This window comes from Sphingopyxis sp. NFH-91, from assembly GCF_021401285.1.
GTDB lineage: Bacteria > Pseudomonadota > Alphaproteobacteria > Sphingomonadales > Sphingomonadaceae > Sphingopyxis > Sphingopyxis terrae_A.
Genome location: NZ_JACBGA010000001.1, coordinates 340,455 through 354,653 on the forward strand (window position 1 = coordinate 340,455; position 14,199 = coordinate 354,653).

Here is a 14,199-nt window from a genome sequence, read left to right on the forward strand (position 1 = left end):
GTCAATTCTCCCCCATTGTCCCGCTTTGCGCGTGCCATCATCCCGCTTTGCGCGTGAAGGTGACGAAGCTGTAGGCCGGGCGCCCCCCGTCGTCGGCCGGATGATCCTCGCGCGCCACGACCTGCCAGTCGGCGGAATCGGGATAGGCGATGGTCGCATCTCCCGCGGGTTCGATCGCAACCTCGGTCAATTCGATCCGCGTCGCGAGCGGCAGGAACAGATCGTAGATTTCGGCGCCGCCGATCACCATCGCCTGCGGCGCATTGGCGAGGCGCAGCGCTTCCTCGACGCTGGCGACGGGCTCGGCGCCTTCGTCCTGCCAGCCCGCGTCGCGGGTGAGGACAATGTGGCGCCGCCCCTCCAGCACCGTGGGCAGGCTGTCGAAGGTCTTGCGCCCCATGATCATCGGGCGGCCCATGGTGAGCTGTTTGAAGCGGCGCAGGTCGGCGGGCAGGTGCCAGGGAATCTTGCCCCCCGCACCGATCACGCCATTGGCGGCGCGTGCAAGGACCAGCGTGATATCCGGGCGGTTCATCGGGGAGAGGCTCCAACCCAAGTGACGTGGCCGAGCTTGCGCCCGTCGCGCACCTCGGTCTTGCCGTAGTGATGCACGTGCGCGGCGCCGTCGGCAAGCAGCGCCGGAATCTTTTCGATCTGCGCGCCGATCAGATTGTGCATCGTCACCGGCAGTAGCGGCACCGCCGTATCGCCGAGCGGCAGGCCCGCGACGGCGCGGATATGGTTTTCGAACTGGCTCGTCACCGCGCCCTCGATCGTCCAGTGGCCGCTGTTGTGGACGCGCGGCGCCATCTCGTTGAACACCGGCCCCGCGTCGGTGGCGAAAAATTCGCCGGTGAGCACGCCGACATAGTCGAGCCCATCGCCGATCGCCGCCATCATCGCGCGCGCCGCGGGTTGCTGGTCGAGGACGATGGACGGCGGCGGCAGGCTGGAGACGGCGAGAATGCCGCCTTCGTGGACATTCGCCGAACTGTCCCAAAAGCGCGTTTCGCCGTCGATGCCGCGCACCATGATAACCGAAAATTCATGGTCGAAGGCGACGAAGCCTTCGAGGATCGCGGGCTGCCCGCCGATCGCCTCCCACGCCGCATCGGCATCGGCGGGCGCGGCGATTCGCGCTTGTCCCTTGCCGTCATAGCCCATGCGCACGGTCTTGAGGATCGCGGGGGTGCCGATGGCGGTGAGCGCGCTATCGAGTGCCGCGCGCGTCGGCACCGCGGCAAAAGGCGCGGTGCGGCCGCCGAGATCGGCGACGAAGGATTTTTCGGTGAGCCGGTCCTGCGCGATTTCGAGCGGCTTGCCGCCCGGATGGACCGCGACATGGCCCGACAGGAAACGCACCGTGTCGACCGGGACATTTTCGAATTCGAAGGTCACGATGTCGCACGCGGCCGCGAAGCCCGCGAGGCGCGGTTCATCGTCCCACGCCGCCTGCGTGTGGTGGGCGGTGACTTCGGCCGCGACGCTTTCGGCGTCGGGGGCATAGACATGAACTTTGTAGCCGAGCTGTGCGGCGGCGACCGCGAGCATCCGGCCAAGCTGGCCGCCGCCCAGGATGCCGATCGTCGATCCGGGGGAAAGCAAAGCGGGTCAGCCTTCGCGCACGGGCGTCGGCGCGACGCTGTCGGTCTGTTTCGCGCGCCACGCGTCGAGCCGCGCGGCGAGGTCCGCATCGGTGTTGGCGAGCAACGCGGCGGCGAACAGCCCCGCGTTGGTCGCGCCCGCCTTGCCGATCGCAAAGGTCGCGACGGGGACGCCGCCGGGCATCTGGACGATCGAATAGAGGCTGTCGACGCCGCTGAGCGCCGCCGACTGGACCGGCACGCCGAGCACGGGAACGCGCGTCATCGCCGCGACCATGCCGGGCAGATGCGCGGCGCCGCCGGCGCCCGCGATGATCGCCTGGAGCCCGCGGTCGGCGGCGCCCTTGGCATAGGCGACGAGCCGGTCGGGGGTGCGGTGCGCGGAGACGATATGCACCTCGTGCGCGATGCCGAATTCTTCGAGGATCTGGACCGCATGCGCCATCGTCGGCCAGTCCGACTGGCTGCCCATGATTACGCCGATGCTGGCTTTCGCGCTGGCTGCGCCGTCGCCCATTCCGTCCCTCCTGCCCGGGCGATGAATCGCCGCTGCCTCCCCCTAGCGACTCGACCGCGCGCGGGCAATGTCACCAAAATGGCACCGCGTTTACGTCTTGGTATCAAGTCGTGGCTAACCTGCCTGCCATGCCCATCCTGCCGGCGTCCTGCCGGCGACCCACCGGATGCGCATCGGGGATAGGGAATGGATAGCGTAGGGGGGGCGCGGATCGCGGTCGAAAGGGCCGGTTTCGTATCCGTCGACTCCATCGAGGACCAGTTGCGCGAAATGCGCCGCGAACGCGATGCGTTGCGCCGTGAGAACCGCATCCTGAAGATCGCGGTCGCGGAGCTCGAACGCGTGTCCGAACGCGATACGCTGACCCCGCTGTTCAATCGCCGCTACTTCCTGACCGCGATTCACCAGCGCCTCGCGCGCTTCGAACGCCATGCCGAAAGCGCGGCGGTCGTGTTCATCGACGTCAATCAGCTCAAGCAGATCAACGACACGCTGGGGCATGCCGCCGGCGACTTCGCGCTCATGCAGATCGCGGGCCGCCTGTCGGCCTCGATCCGGTCGACCGATGTCGCAGCGCGGATCGGCGGTGACGAATTCGGGCTGATCCTCGATCAGTCGAGCGAAAAGGGCGCCCGCGCGCAGATCGAACGGCTGGCCGAGGTGCTGAGCGCCGAGCCCGCCAACTATGACGGGCAGGAGGTTCGCCTGTCGGCCTGCTTCGGCGTCGCGATGCTGCAGACCGGGATGAGCGAATCGGACGTGCTCGCCGCCGCCGACCGCGACATGTATCGCTGCAAACAGCGCGAAGTCGCCCGCACCCACCGCTAACCCAGCGTTAACCAAAGGCGCGCATCCTCCCTTTATGGACAGGGGGTGGATGATGCGTACCCAGGCCGATTTTTTCACCGATATCGAAAACCAGATTTCCGGGCAGATTGGCGCGCTTGCCGAAGCGCTGCCGCATTGTGCGTTGACCCAGATCGTGCAGGGGGTCGACGACATTCGTTGCCTTGCGCGCGATCATGGCTTCGCGATCGTCGAAACGCTGGCGAGCCAGCTCGAATCGAATCGGCGGTGGCCGGGGGCGGCTATCGCGCCGCCGTCCTGACCTATCTCGACGCGATGAACGATGCGGTGCGCGCACCGCGCGGCCCGATGCCCGCGGCCGCGCAGGAAGCCTGGCTCGCGTCGGTCGCGATGCGCCTCGGCCATTAAACCCGGCTATTCGCACACCGCGAGCTAGCGCTTAATCCTCCACGCTCAATAATTCGACCCATAGGCCGCCTGGCTGCGTTTCGACCGCGACATCGGCGACGATGTGGCCGGCCAGCCGCCAGTCGAAGGCGGCGAGCCGCGCCGAAAGATCAGTGAGGGCGGTTCCGGCGGGCAGCGTCAGCGCAAACCGGTGGCGCGCTCCGATGAAATTGGCGCTGGCCCAAGGTCGCATCGTCGATGCGCCGAGCTGCGATCCCGGCGGCAGCAAGCGCGTCAGCAGGCGCGCGATGCGGCGGTGCGGGCAGGTGGGCCGCATGGGGGCGGTGGGCGACCAGCGGATCATGCGCGGCGGCTCTTGTTGGCGCGGCTGCCGACGCGGCGGTCGCCGATCGGCGTCACGCGGCCGGCCCGGAAGTCGGCACGCCATTTGTTCATGAAATGTTCCGCACGGCAGATCACCGCGCGGCCACAGATCCGCCCGCCGCGAAGGTCGCTCACCAGCCGCGGGTCGTGGACGGCGGCGCGGCCGAACACGCTCGGCGGCATATCGGCCTCTTTCAGAAAGGCCTCGATCCGTTCCAGCAAAATGCCCTGCATCGTCATCTCCCTGCCCGCGATTCGATCAATAGGATAATTCCTATTTGATTGGCATTTTCCTACTTGTCTAGGAAAAATCCTATTGCTAGAGATGAAATAGGAAGGACCAGTCCTTGACCGATATCGACGACGACCCGCGCCGGATGCTCGACCGGCTGCTGACCGAAAAGGGGGTGGATTATGCCCAGCTTTCGGCGCGCATCGGGCGCAACCCCGCCTATATCCAGCAATATATCAAGCGCGGATCGCCGCGGCGGTTGGGTGAACAGGACCGGGCGCGCATCGCCGCCTATCTGGGCGTGTCGGAGGCGCTGCTGGGCGGCCCGGCGCTACGCGTCGCCGCGCCTACGCCGCGCGCGCGCGGCCGCGACCTCGTGCTGGTGCCAAAGCTGGCGATCGGCGCTTCGGCGGGGCCGGGCGCGAGCGTCGATGGCGAAGCTGTGGAAAGTGAGGTCGCCTTCGATCCGCGCTGGCTGCGCGATCTGGGCGCCGACCCGCGCGCGCTGAGCATCATTCGCGTCGAAGGCGATTCGATGGCGCCGACGCTGGGCGATGGCGACGATATATTGGTCGATGGCGGCGACGCGGCCGCCCGGCTGCGCGACGGCATCTATGTGCTGCGGATGGACGATGTGCTGATGGTCAAACGCATCGCGCGCGCGCCGGGGCCGGGGCGCGTGTCGGTCATCAGCGACAATCCGCACTATCGTAGCTGGGACGATCTGCCGCTGTCGGCGATCCGGCTCGTCGGCCGGGTCATCTGGACGGGGCGCAGGGTGCGCTAGGACCGCTCGCTATCTTCTGATTGGTGATCGGCCCAGGGTCGAACCGGCTAGAGATAATTGACCGTCAGCGTGAAGGTGCCGCTGTAATCGCCCTCGGGCTGGTTCGCCGGGACGCTGAGCGTGCCGCCGACATAATAGGTTTGCACCCCGCTGGGCAGCAGCGTCGCGCTCGACCCGAGCAGGATAATGCCGCCGCCGCTTGTCGTCATCGCGCGGGTCAGCGTGGCGGTCATTGCGGGCGCGCCGCCGCCTGCGCGGGTCAGTGTCGCCGAATTGCTGCCGCTGACAGTGATCAGCAGCAGGCCGCCGGTACCCTGGAATACCCCGCGCTGCGCGCCGCTGCCGGCGAGCGTGACGCCGCCCGCCGAGCCGCGCGCATTGGTCGCCGGATTGACCGTCACCGTGCCCCCGGTCGCGCCGCTGACGATCGTGCCGAAATCGAGGTCGTCGGTCTTGATGAGCGTGTTCGGCCGCACCACCGCGGCATTCGCGGTGCCGGTCGTCTCGGCCGCCGATGCGGACGGCCCCATCAGCGCCGCTGCCGTGGCAGCGGCGGCGAGGCATAAGGCCATCGGTCGGAAGTTGGTCCCTTGAATCCCCACGATTCTGCTCCTGTCCGGCACACTATGCCAGCAGGGCATGAAGGGAGGATGCGCAGGCATGGTAAAGCGGGTCTTTACCTTTGCGCGGAGGCGGTGCGTCAGGCCCCCGACTCTATGCCTTGTCAGCGACCCCGCCGATCAGCACGAAACGCCGATCGCAATAGCCGCAATCGACGTACCCATCGTCGGGATCGATCTCCAGCCAGACGCGCGGGTGGCCGAGCGCGGCGTTGGCGAGCCCGTCGCCCGTGCCGTCGCATGCGATGCGGGTCTTGGACGTGCGGATCGTTTCGGGAGCGGGTGCAGGCTGGGTCATCGACGCGCCTTTAGCAAGCAGGTGCGGGCGGGGCAATCGGTCTCGATCGCTCCGCCCGCAACGGGCGACGCTTACAGATAGTTCAGCGTGATCGTGAAGGTGCCGCTGTAGTCGCCGGGCGCCTGATTGGCATTGACCTCCAGCGTCGCGCCGACCGGAAAATTATAATTGCCCAGCGCCGAGGTGATGCGGAAGCGCGTCGGCGAGGTCGAGAGGATTGCGGTCGGGGTGCTGCCGATCTCGAAATCGCGCACGCGCATCCGCTGGCCGGGGCCGGTGATCCAGATGCTGTTCGAACCGAGCGAGATATTGACCTGGCGATTGTAGCTGCCGAGCCCGGCGAAGCGCGCCGGTTCGCCCGAACTGCCCGCGAGCGTCGCGCCGCCGGTGCGGCTGCGCGTGCCGTCGGGGGCAAGCCGCACGGTGCCGGCGCTGCCCGAGGCGATGATGTCGCCGAAATCGAGGTCGTTGACCTTGAAGAAGGACAGCGGCCGCAGCACGATCGCTTCGGCCTGTGCCTGCGTCGTCGATTGCGGCGATGTGGTCTGGGCATGCGCCGCCGGTCCGATCGCCGGAGCCGTCAGCAGAGCGCACGCTGCGAAGCCGCGCAGTATGGCGCGCGGGTCGATGATGTGTCTGGTCCTCACGCATCCCCCCTTAGCGGTGAGGTCGCAAAATATGCTTACAGCTTATGGTAAAGAAAAGCTTGCCGCCGAGGCCCTTTCGCACCCGCACCGGCGCGGCTATGGAAGGCGCCATGAGTGAAGCCGCCATCCGCATCGACGCCGTTTCCAAAATCTATGCCGGGGGCAAGCAAGCGCTCGACAATGTCAGTTTCGATGTGCCGCGAGGTCAGATATTCGGACTGCTCGGCCCGAACGGCGCGGGCAAGTCGACGCTGATCAACATCCTCGCGGGGCTGGTCAACAAGACCAGCGGCCATGCGAGCATCTGGGGCTTCGACATCGACGCCGACCCGCGCAACGCCAAATATTCGATCGGTATCGTGCCGCAGGAAATCGTCTTCGATCCATTTTTCACGCCGTTCGAGACGCTGGAGAACCAGGCGGGCCTGTATGGCGTGCCGAAGGGCAAGCGCATTTCGGACGAATTGCTGGCGGCGGTGCACCTTAGCGACAAGCGCGATGCCTATGCGCGCACGCTGTCAGGCGGCATGAAGCGCCGCCTGCTCGTCGCCAAGGCGATGGTCCATTCGCCGCCGATCATCGTGCTCGACGAACCCACCGCGGGGGTCGATATCGAACTGAGGCAGCAGCTTTGGGAATATGTGCAAAGCCTCAACGACCGCGGCGTAACGGTGGTGCTGACGACGCATTATCTGGAAGAAGCCGAGGAGCTGTGCGACCGTATCGCGATCATTAACCACGGCAAGCTGATCGCCAACAAGCCGACGCGCGAGCTGGTCGACATGGCGCGCGAGAAGATCGTCGTCGTGACGCTGGATGCCGATGTCAGCGTGCTGCCGTCGCACTCTGCCTTCGACAAGGTCGAGCGCGAGGGCGAACGGGGGCTGGCGATCAGCTACAACAAGGATCGCACCAACGCGGGCGAGGTGCTCGCGGCGGTGAATGCGATGGGGCATGGCATCGTCGACGTGTCGACGCGCGAGGCCGACCTTGAGGATGTGTTCCTGAATTTGACGCGCGCGGCGAATGGCTGAGGCCGCGACCCACGACGTCATCATCGTCGGTTCCGGCGCGGCAGGGCTGACAGCGGCGATCGCGCTGGCGGAGCATTGCCGTGTTCTCGTGCTTGCGAAGGGCGAGCTGACCGGCGGGTCGACCGCCTGGGCACAGGGCGGGATCGCGGCGGTACTCGACGCGGGCGACACGTTCGAAAATCATATCAACGATACGATGATCGCGGGGGCCGGGCTCAACCGGCGCGAGACGGTCGAGTTCGTCGTCGAAAATGCGCCCCACGCGATCGAGCGGCTGATCGAAATGGGCGTGCCCTTCAACAAGGAGGCCGAGGCGCTGCACCTGACGCGCGAGGGTGGCCATTCGCACCGCCGCATCGTCCACGTCGACGATGCGACCGGCTGGGCGGTGCAGGCGGCGCTGCTCAAGACCGCCGAGGCGCATCCGAATATCACGCTGCTGCCGGGACAGGCGTGCATCGACCTGATCAGTGGACGTCATGAGCTACGCTATTCGGGGTCGGGCCATGTCTGGGGCGTCTATGCGCTCGACGAAAAGACGGGGAAGGTCCACGCGCATGTCGGCCGCGCGACCATATTGGCGAGCGGCGGGGCGGGGCGCGTCTATCAATTTTCGACCGCGCCGCGCGGCGCGACGGGTGACGGCATCGCGATGGCGTGGCGCGCGGGCGCGCGCGTTTCCAACATGGAAATGATGCAGTTCCACCCGACCTGCCTTTACAATCTGGAGGTCAAGAATTTCCTGATTACCGAGGCGGTGCGCGGCGAGGGCGGGATATTGAAGCATCCCGTCACCGGCCATCGCTATATGCCCGATTACGACCCGCGCGCCGAACTGGCGCCGCGTGATATCGTGGCGCGCGCGAACGACGATCAGATCAAGCGCTTCGGCCTCGACTATGTCCACCTCGACATCAGCCAAAAGGACCCCGATTTCGTCGCGGGGCATTTCCCGAACATCCACGAAAAGCTGCTGACGCTGGGTATCGACATGACGAAGCAGCCGATCCCGGTGGTGCCGGCGCAGCATTATACCTGCGGCGGCATCCTGATCGACCTTGACGGCCGCACCGACCTGCCGGGGCTCTATGCGGCGGGAGAATGCACCGAAAGCGGGCTGCACGGAGCCAACCGCCTGGCGTCCAACTCGCTGCTCGAATGTTTCGTCTTCGGCGAGGCGGCGGCGAAGGATATCATCGCCCGCTGGAACCAGCTCGAAACGCCGCCGCCGATCCGCGCGTGGGATGAAAGCCGCGTCACCGATTCGGACGAGGAAGTCGTCATCAAGCAGAACTGGACCGAGATCCGCCGCTTCATGTGGAACTATGTCGGCATCGTGCGCACGACGAAGCGGCTGGAGCGCGCGCAGCACCGTATCAACATGATGACGCACGAGGTCGAGGATTATTACGGACATTTCCGCGTGACGACCGATCTGATCGAGCTGCGCAACCTGCTCCAGTGCGCCGACCTGATCGTGCGCAGCGCCCTGCATCGCAAGGAAAGCCGCGGGCTGCACTATACGCTCGATTACCCGCGTCTGCTTCCTGAGGCACGCGACACGGTGCTGGTTCCTTAAACGCACAGCGCGCCGCGGATATTGCACCACGGCGCGCCGGCTTACGCCCTGCCTCCCCATGACCCCGCGATGCGGCGCGGGGCCGAAGGCCCCACCTCCGGGAACGGCCAGAGCGGCCCGGAAGGGCCGCCGGCGATGAAGGGATCGCAGCGGTCGACCGGAACGCCCCCACCATGCGGCGCCAATTCCTGCTGCGCATTGACCGAAGTCAAAAAAGCGCCGGTGCGTCAGGCAAAACCCTCGTTCAAAAAGCGTTCGGCGAGGGCGGCGTGGAGGGCGGCGCCGCGGGCCATGACCTTTTCGTCGAGTATCATGCGGTTCGAGTGGAGGCCGCAGCACTGGCGCCAGTCGCTGCCCGCCTCGCTGGCGCCGAGCCAGAACATCGCGCCGGGCACTTTTTCGAGCACATAGGCGAAATCTTCAGCCCCCATCACCGGATTGTCCATCGTCAGCCAGGCCGCCTCGCCGAATGTCTCTTCGACGACGCTCTGACCGAAGGCGGCGGCGCGGCTGTCGCACACGGTGACGGGGAAGCCCTCCTCGATTACGACCTCGGCGGTGCAGCCATGCGCTTCGGCGATCGCGGGGACGAGGCGCCGCAGTTCGGCGGCGACCATCGCGCGGCGATGCGGCGACAAGGTGCGGATCGTGCCCTGCATGTCCGCGGTTTCGGGGATGATGTTGTTTGTCGTGCCCGCGGCGATTTTGGCGATGGTGATGACGGCGGGATCGAAGACCGAGATGCGGCGCGTCACCATTGTCTGGATCGCGGTGACGATCGCGCAGGCGACGGGGATGGGGTCGATCGCATCCTGCGGCATGGAGGCGTGGCCGCCGGCGCCCTTGACGGTGATCGAGAGGACGTCGGACGAAGCGAGCAGCGGCCCGGCGCGCCCCGCGAAGATGCCGTGCGGCGCGTTGGGCATGATGTGGAGCGCGAAGGCCGCGTCGGGCAGCGGATCGATCAGCCCGTCGTCGAGCATAAACCGCGCGCCGTGATGCCCTTCCTCGCCGGGCTGGAACATGAACATCACCGTGCCGGGCAGGCGGTCGCGCGCCGCACAGAGCAGCTTCGCCGCGCCGACAAGCATCGCGACATGTGTATCATGGCCGCAGGCATGCATCGCGCCGCTGGTTTCCGAGGTGAATGCGAGGCCCGTATCCTCGACCAGCGGCAGCGCGTCCATGTCGCCGCGCAGCAGCACAGTGCGCGCGTTCCCGCCATTCCCCGCCAAACCCCCGCGCAGGATCGCGACCAGCCCCGTGGTCGACGGCCCTTCGCGAAATTCGAGCGGCAGGCCGGCGAGAGCGTCCTTGATCTTGGCGAGCGTCTTGGGATTCTGAAGGCCGAGTTCCGGCTCGCGGTGGATAGCGCGGCGCAGATCGACGAGATCATCAAGGAGGGTTTCGGCCTCGGCGGGCCAGCGGCTTGTTTCGGTCAGCGTCATCTCTCGATCCTCGACTGGGGGCGTCACGCGATCCTAGAACGTCGCCGCCGGCTTGTCAGCCTGCCGCGGCGCGGCCGAGGGTCAGCACGGCGAGCGCGATGGCGATGGCGCTGCCGTGCAGGACGATGCGGCCCCAGCGGGTCGGGGCGGGGTCGATCCATTCGACGACGAGTGCGGTCGCCGACTGGATGCCATAATAGAGAACGAAGGCTTTGGACGCCCAGGCGATGACGGTGAAGATGTCGCCCGCCCACACCACCGCGATCGAGGCTGATGCTGCGATGACATAGCCGATAGCGACGGGGATTCGCTGGCGCGAGGCGCCGGCGACGAGGCCGCTGGCGCCGTTGAGATCGGCCACCGCCGCCGAAAGCTGCGACAGAAGGGCGGCGACGATGATCGCCGGCGTAACGAGGGTGCCGACGGGGCGCAGCAGTTCGATGACATGGGTGTCGCCGCCCTCGGGCGGCAGGCGCCCGTCGAGCCACGGCGTCAGGAGGCCGATGAAGAGCATGTAGACGACGAAGGCGATCCACTGCGCATGGCGCATCGTGCGCACTCGCGTCGCGCGGTCGTAGCTGTCGCCGAGGTAGCGAGACGTCTCGAACCCCTGGACGAGGATGATGAGGCCGAGCAGGATGCGGACCGCGTCGAAACCCTCCGCCTGGTCGGCGAGCGGACGGACCGCGACCGTTCCCGCCGCGACTTCCGACCCCAGCGCCCAGGCGAGCGCGGCGATGAGCGCGGCGATCATCGCCAGCTTAAGCCCGACCGAGCCCAGCTCGACATGCTCGAGCCAGCGCAGACCGCCGAAATAGCCGAGGGTGCCGAGCAGCGCGAGGATCGCGGTCGTCATCCCGTGCGCAACCACCGGATCGACGACGCCGAACGCCTTGAGCGCGAAATCGGCGAGCAGGTCGAGATAATAAGCGACCGAGACGAAATAGGCGAGGATCAGCGCAAGATCGGCGGCGCGGTCGAGCCAGAGCAGCACCGGCGGCGGCGATTCGGCCGCGAGCATCGGTTCGAGGCGACTGATATTGTCGCGCACCGCAAGGCCGAAAAGATAGGAAATGGCGCAGAGCGCCGCCATCGCCGCGACCGCATAATGGCCCGCGACATGGCCAAGGATCGGCCCCGCGACGAGGAAGCCTGACCCGATGATCGACGCGAGTGGCGTGACGGTCGCGCGCCAGTCGCGCGAGCGCAGCAGCGGCGGCGACAGCATCACCGCCGCGGTCGCGACGGCGACGACGAGCAGAACGAGGTTGGTCGAACTCACCGACCGCCGAAGAGCTGCCGCCCCGCCAGATCGAGCATGATTTCCTCGCTGCCGCCGCCGATCGCGTTGACGCGAACCTCGCGGTAGATGCGTTCGACCTTGCTGCCAGTGATGTAGCTCGCGCCGCCCAGCACCTGCGCCGCCTCGCGCGCGACCGCCTCGAGCATCCGGGTCGCCTGTACCTTGAGCATCGCAAAATCGGCGGGGCGGTCCTTGCCGGTCTTCACCTGCCAAGCGCAGAGGTCGACCCACGCCTGCGTCGCTTCGATCTGGCGTTCCATATCGGCGAGCTTGATGCGGATCGACTGGTGGCCGACGAGCGGCTTGCCGAACGTCTCGCGGTTCTGCGCCCATTCTACGGCCTCGGCGAGCGCGACGCGGGCATAGGCGCAGCAGCCCATCGCCATGCCGAGCCGTTCCGAATTGAAGTTGCGCATGATGCCGATGAAGCCGCCGTTCTCGGGCCCGATCAGGTTTGCAGCGGGGACGCGGACGTCCGCGAAATGGATCGCCGCGGTGTCGCTGCAGCGCCAGCCCATCTTGTCGAGCCGCGTGCGTTCGACGCCGGGTGCGTCCATGTTGATGAGCAGCAGCGAGATGCCGCCCGCGCCCGGACCGCCGGTGCGCACCGCGCAGGTCAACCAATCGGCGCGCATGCCGCTGGTGATGAACATCTTGCCGCCATTGACAACATAATCGTCGCCGTCGCGCACCGCCGTCGTCTTGAGGTTGGCGACGTCGCTGCCGCCGCCCGCTTCGGTAATGCCGAGCGCGATGATCTTGTCCCCAGCGAGCACGGGCGGCGCGACCCGCTGTTTCAATTCGTCCGAGCCCAGCGCGAGGATCGGCGGCAGGCCGATGCCGTGCGTCATCAGCGAGGCACCGAGTCCGCCCGCGCCGACCGCGGCGAGCTCCTCGGTCAGAACGAGGCCGTGGAAATTGTCGAAGCCTTCGGAATGGCCGCCATATTGCTCGGGGTAGCGCAGGCCAAGTATACCCGCTTCCGCCGCCTTCTTGTGCAGCGCGCGCGGCAACTCGCCCTCGGCCTCCCAGCGGTCGATGTGCGGTGCGATCTCGCGTTCGACGAAGCGGCGGACGCTTTGCGCCAGCGCCTCGTGGGTTTCGTCATAATAGGGGGAACGGGCGCACCAATCGTCGAAAGCAGTCATACCCCGATGCTGCGCCCGGTTGACGTAAACGTCAAGGGAAGCGCGACCTTGCGGTGGCGTACAGACGATAAATTTCGGCTCGATTTCCTCGCCATGCACCTTAAGGTCGCCATCTATGACGAAATCTATCCTGCTCGCCGGCCTCGCCGCGCTCGCCCTTGTCTCCACTCCCGCCGCCGCGCAGTCCTCGCCCGAGGCGGTGGCCGAGGCCGCGCTCAAGAAGGCGCCGGTCTTCGACGGGCATAATGACGTGCCCTGGGCGCTGCGCGAGCGCGCCGACAATATGATCAACGGTTTCGATTTCAACGACACCAGCCATACCGCGACGACCGATCGCATCGCGATGCACACGGACCTGATCCGATTGCGCAAGGGCCATGTCGGCGCGCAATTCTGGTCGGTCTATGTCCCGTCGAACAGCAACGAGGCGCAAGCGGTGCAGCAGACGCTGGAACAGATCGACGTGATGAAACGGCTCGTCCAGCGCTATCCGAACGACCTGATGCTCGCGACCAATTCGGCCGAGCTCGAAAAGGCGATGAATTCGGGCAAGATCGCCGGCATGCTCGGCATGGAAGGCGGCCATTCGATCGGATCGAGCCTGGCGGTGCTGCGCGACATGTATGATCTTGGCGCGCGGTACATGACGCTGACCCACAGCCGGAACACCCCGTGGGGCGACAGCGCGACCGATGCGCCCGCGCACGACGGGCTGACCCCGTTCGGCGAACAGGTGGTGCGCGAGATGAACCGCATCGGCATGGTCGTCGATCTGAGCCACACGAGCGAAGCGACGATGAAGGACGCGCTCGCCGTGGCGAAGGCGCCGGTGATGTTCAGCCACTCGGGCGCGCGCGGCGTCAACGACCATCCGCGCAATGTCCCCGACAGCGTGCTGCCGCTGGTCAAGGTGAACGGGGGGATCGTGATGGTGGTGCTGTTGCCGACCTTCCTCGATCCCCAGGTGCGCGCCTATGGCCTGTCGCGCACCGCCGAACAGGCGCGGTTGAAGGCGATGTATCCGGGCGACCCCGCCGCCGCCGACAAGGCGCTCGCCGACTGGGACAAGGCGAACCCGACGCCGACGACCGACGTCGCGAAGGTCGCCGACCATATCGATCATATCCGCAAGCTCGCCGGGATCGACCATATCGGGCTCGGCGGCGATTATGACGGAATGGATTCGGCGCCGGTCGGGATGGAGGATGTGTCGGGCTATCCCGCGTTGTTCGTCGAACTGGCGAAGCGCGGCTATTCGCAGGCCGACCTCGAAAAGATTGCGAGCGGCAACATGCTGCGCGTGCTGAAGGCGGTCGAGGCCTATGCGGCGAGCCAGAAGGGCCAGCCGCCGATCGAGACGCCAGTGGCCAAATGATTGCGCGTCGCCCCCGCGACGACGGAGGT

Annotated in this window: 18 protein-coding genes; 7 read left to right on the plus strand and 11 right to left on the minus strand. The window is 66.7% G+C overall.

Translation table 11 applies throughout. The annotated features are described in order from the left end of the window. Positions 1-37: 37 nt before the first annotated feature. From L0963_RS01695 to purE, 3 genes are read right to left on the minus strand one after another with little or no spacing between them, the layout of a single operon-like run. Positions 38-535, minus strand: a complete 498-nt coding sequence (locus L0963_RS01695; protein WP_186402921.1) for a dihydrofolate reductase — start codon at positions 533-535, stop codon at positions 38-40. After that, positions 532-1,605 carry a 5-(carboxyamino)imidazole ribonucleotide synthase gene (locus tag L0963_RS01700; RefSeq protein WP_082819897.1) on the minus strand — a complete coding sequence of 358 codons (1,074 nt, stop codon included), beginning with the start codon at positions 1,603-1,605 and terminating at the stop codon, positions 532-534. Before L0963_RS01700 ends, L0963_RS01695 begins: the two co-directional genes overlap by 4 nt. 6 nt (positions 1,606-1,611) lie before the next feature. After that, complete coding sequence (gene purE, locus L0963_RS01705; protein WP_003040942.1) at positions 1,612-2,121, minus strand: 5-(carboxyamino)imidazole ribonucleotide mutase; 510 nt, start codon at positions 2,119-2,121, stop codon at positions 1,612-1,614. Positions 2,122-2,307: 186 nt separating this feature from the next. Here purE and L0963_RS01710 point away from each other — a divergent pair, with 186 nt between their 5' ends. From L0963_RS01710 to L0963_RS01720, 3 genes are read left to right on the plus strand one after another with little or no spacing between them, the layout of a single operon-like run. Further along, positions 2,308-2,949 carry a GGDEF domain-containing protein gene (locus L0963_RS01710; protein ID WP_003040940.1) on the plus strand — a complete coding sequence of 214 codons (642 nt, stop codon included), beginning with the start codon at positions 2,308-2,310 and terminating at the stop codon, positions 2,947-2,949. Between the two features lie 49 nt (positions 2,950-2,998). Beyond that, on the plus strand, positions 2,999-3,229 hold the full coding sequence (locus tag L0963_RS01715; RefSeq protein WP_234178501.1) for a hypothetical protein: 231 nt from the start codon (positions 2,999-3,001) through the stop codon (positions 3,227-3,229). Then, positions 3,196-3,336 (plus strand): hypothetical protein, encoded by a 141-nt coding sequence (locus tag L0963_RS01720; RefSeq protein WP_234178502.1) that lies wholly within the window; start codon positions 3,196-3,198, stop codon positions 3,334-3,336. Before L0963_RS01715 ends, L0963_RS01720 begins: the two co-directional genes overlap by 34 nt. A 31-nt stretch (positions 3,337-3,367) precedes the next feature. On the opposite strand, the gene L0963_RS01725 is transcribed toward L0963_RS01720, so the two are convergent. Together L0963_RS01725 and L0963_RS01730 are read right to left on the minus strand one after the other, a co-directional pair. Beyond that, positions 3,368-3,679, minus strand: coding sequence for a hypothetical protein (locus tag L0963_RS01725; protein ID WP_217372696.1), 312 nt, complete (start codon positions 3,677-3,679; stop codon positions 3,368-3,370). Next, the gene (locus tag L0963_RS01730; protein WP_186402985.1) at positions 3,676-3,933 is read right to left on the minus strand and encodes a hypothetical protein; all 258 of its coding nucleotides are present in this window, start codon (positions 3,931-3,933) and stop codon (positions 3,676-3,678) included. Before L0963_RS01730 ends, L0963_RS01725 begins: the two co-directional genes overlap by 4 nt. A 143-nt stretch (positions 3,934-4,076) precedes the next feature. Here L0963_RS01730 and L0963_RS01735 point away from each other — a divergent pair, with 143 nt between their 5' ends. Continuing rightward, a complete protein-coding gene (locus L0963_RS01735) occupies positions 4,077-4,718 on the plus strand; it encodes a S24 family peptidase (protein WP_062903112.1) in 642 nt (213 codons plus the stop codon). Between the two features lie 47 nt (positions 4,719-4,765). Here the strand turns inward: L0963_RS01735 and L0963_RS01740 are convergent, their stop codons facing one another. The 3 genes from L0963_RS01740 to L0963_RS01750 form a co-directional block, all read right to left on the minus strand. Then, positions 4,766-5,320, minus strand: a complete 555-nt coding sequence (locus L0963_RS01740) for a DUF4402 domain-containing protein (RefSeq protein WP_202988225.1) — start codon at positions 5,318-5,320, stop codon at positions 4,766-4,768. 112 nt (positions 5,321-5,432) lie between these two features. After that, the gene (locus tag L0963_RS01745; protein ID WP_062901775.1) at positions 5,433-5,636 is read right to left on the minus strand and encodes a zinc-finger domain-containing protein; all 204 of its coding nucleotides are present in this window, start codon (positions 5,634-5,636) and stop codon (positions 5,433-5,435) included. Positions 5,637-5,707: 71 nt separating this feature from the next. Continuing rightward, positions 5,708-6,283, minus strand: a complete 576-nt coding sequence (locus L0963_RS01750; RefSeq protein ID WP_234178503.1) for a DUF4402 domain-containing protein — start codon at positions 6,281-6,283, stop codon at positions 5,708-5,710. Positions 6,284-6,393: 110 nt separating this feature from the next. Between L0963_RS01750 and L0963_RS01755 the strand changes: the two genes are divergently transcribed. Beyond that, positions 6,394-7,317: an ABC transporter ATP-binding protein gene (locus L0963_RS01755; RefSeq protein ID WP_186402925.1), complete on the plus strand. Its 924-nt coding sequence runs from the start codon at positions 6,394-6,396 to the stop codon at positions 7,315-7,317. Further along, positions 7,310-8,896, plus strand: a complete 1,587-nt coding sequence (gene nadB / locus L0963_RS01760; protein ID WP_062901776.1) for an L-aspartate oxidase — start codon at positions 7,310-7,312, stop codon at positions 8,894-8,896. The genes L0963_RS01755 and nadB overlap by 8 nt, the downstream gene beginning before the upstream one ends. 227 nt (positions 8,897-9,123) lie before the next feature. Here nadB and L0963_RS01765 read toward each other — a convergent pair whose 3' ends face one another. The 3 genes from L0963_RS01765 to L0963_RS01775 are packed head-to-tail and all read right to left on the minus strand — an operon-like array spanning position 9,124 to position 12,795. Beyond that, positions 9,124-10,344: a M20 metallopeptidase family protein gene (locus L0963_RS01765; protein WP_217372695.1), complete on the minus strand. Its 1,221-nt coding sequence runs from the start codon at positions 10,342-10,344 to the stop codon at positions 9,124-9,126. Positions 10,345-10,399: 55 nt separating this feature from the next. Next, positions 10,400-11,626: a hypothetical protein gene (locus L0963_RS01770; RefSeq protein ID WP_217372694.1), complete on the minus strand. Its 1,227-nt coding sequence runs from the start codon at positions 11,624-11,626 to the stop codon at positions 10,400-10,402. Further along, the gene (locus tag L0963_RS01775; RefSeq protein WP_217372693.1) at positions 11,623-12,795 is read right to left on the minus strand and encodes an acyl-CoA dehydrogenase family protein; all 1,173 of its coding nucleotides are present in this window, start codon (positions 12,793-12,795) and stop codon (positions 11,623-11,625) included. The genes L0963_RS01770 and L0963_RS01775 overlap by 4 nt, the downstream gene beginning before the upstream one ends. A gap of 115 nt (positions 12,796-12,910) precedes the next feature. On the opposite strand from L0963_RS01775, the gene L0963_RS01780 reads away from it, so the two are divergent. Continuing rightward, positions 12,911-14,170: a dipeptidase gene (locus L0963_RS01780; RefSeq protein ID WP_217372692.1), complete on the plus strand. Its 1,260-nt coding sequence runs from the start codon at positions 12,911-12,913 to the stop codon at positions 14,168-14,170. Positions 14,171-14,199 lie beyond the last annotated feature (29 nt).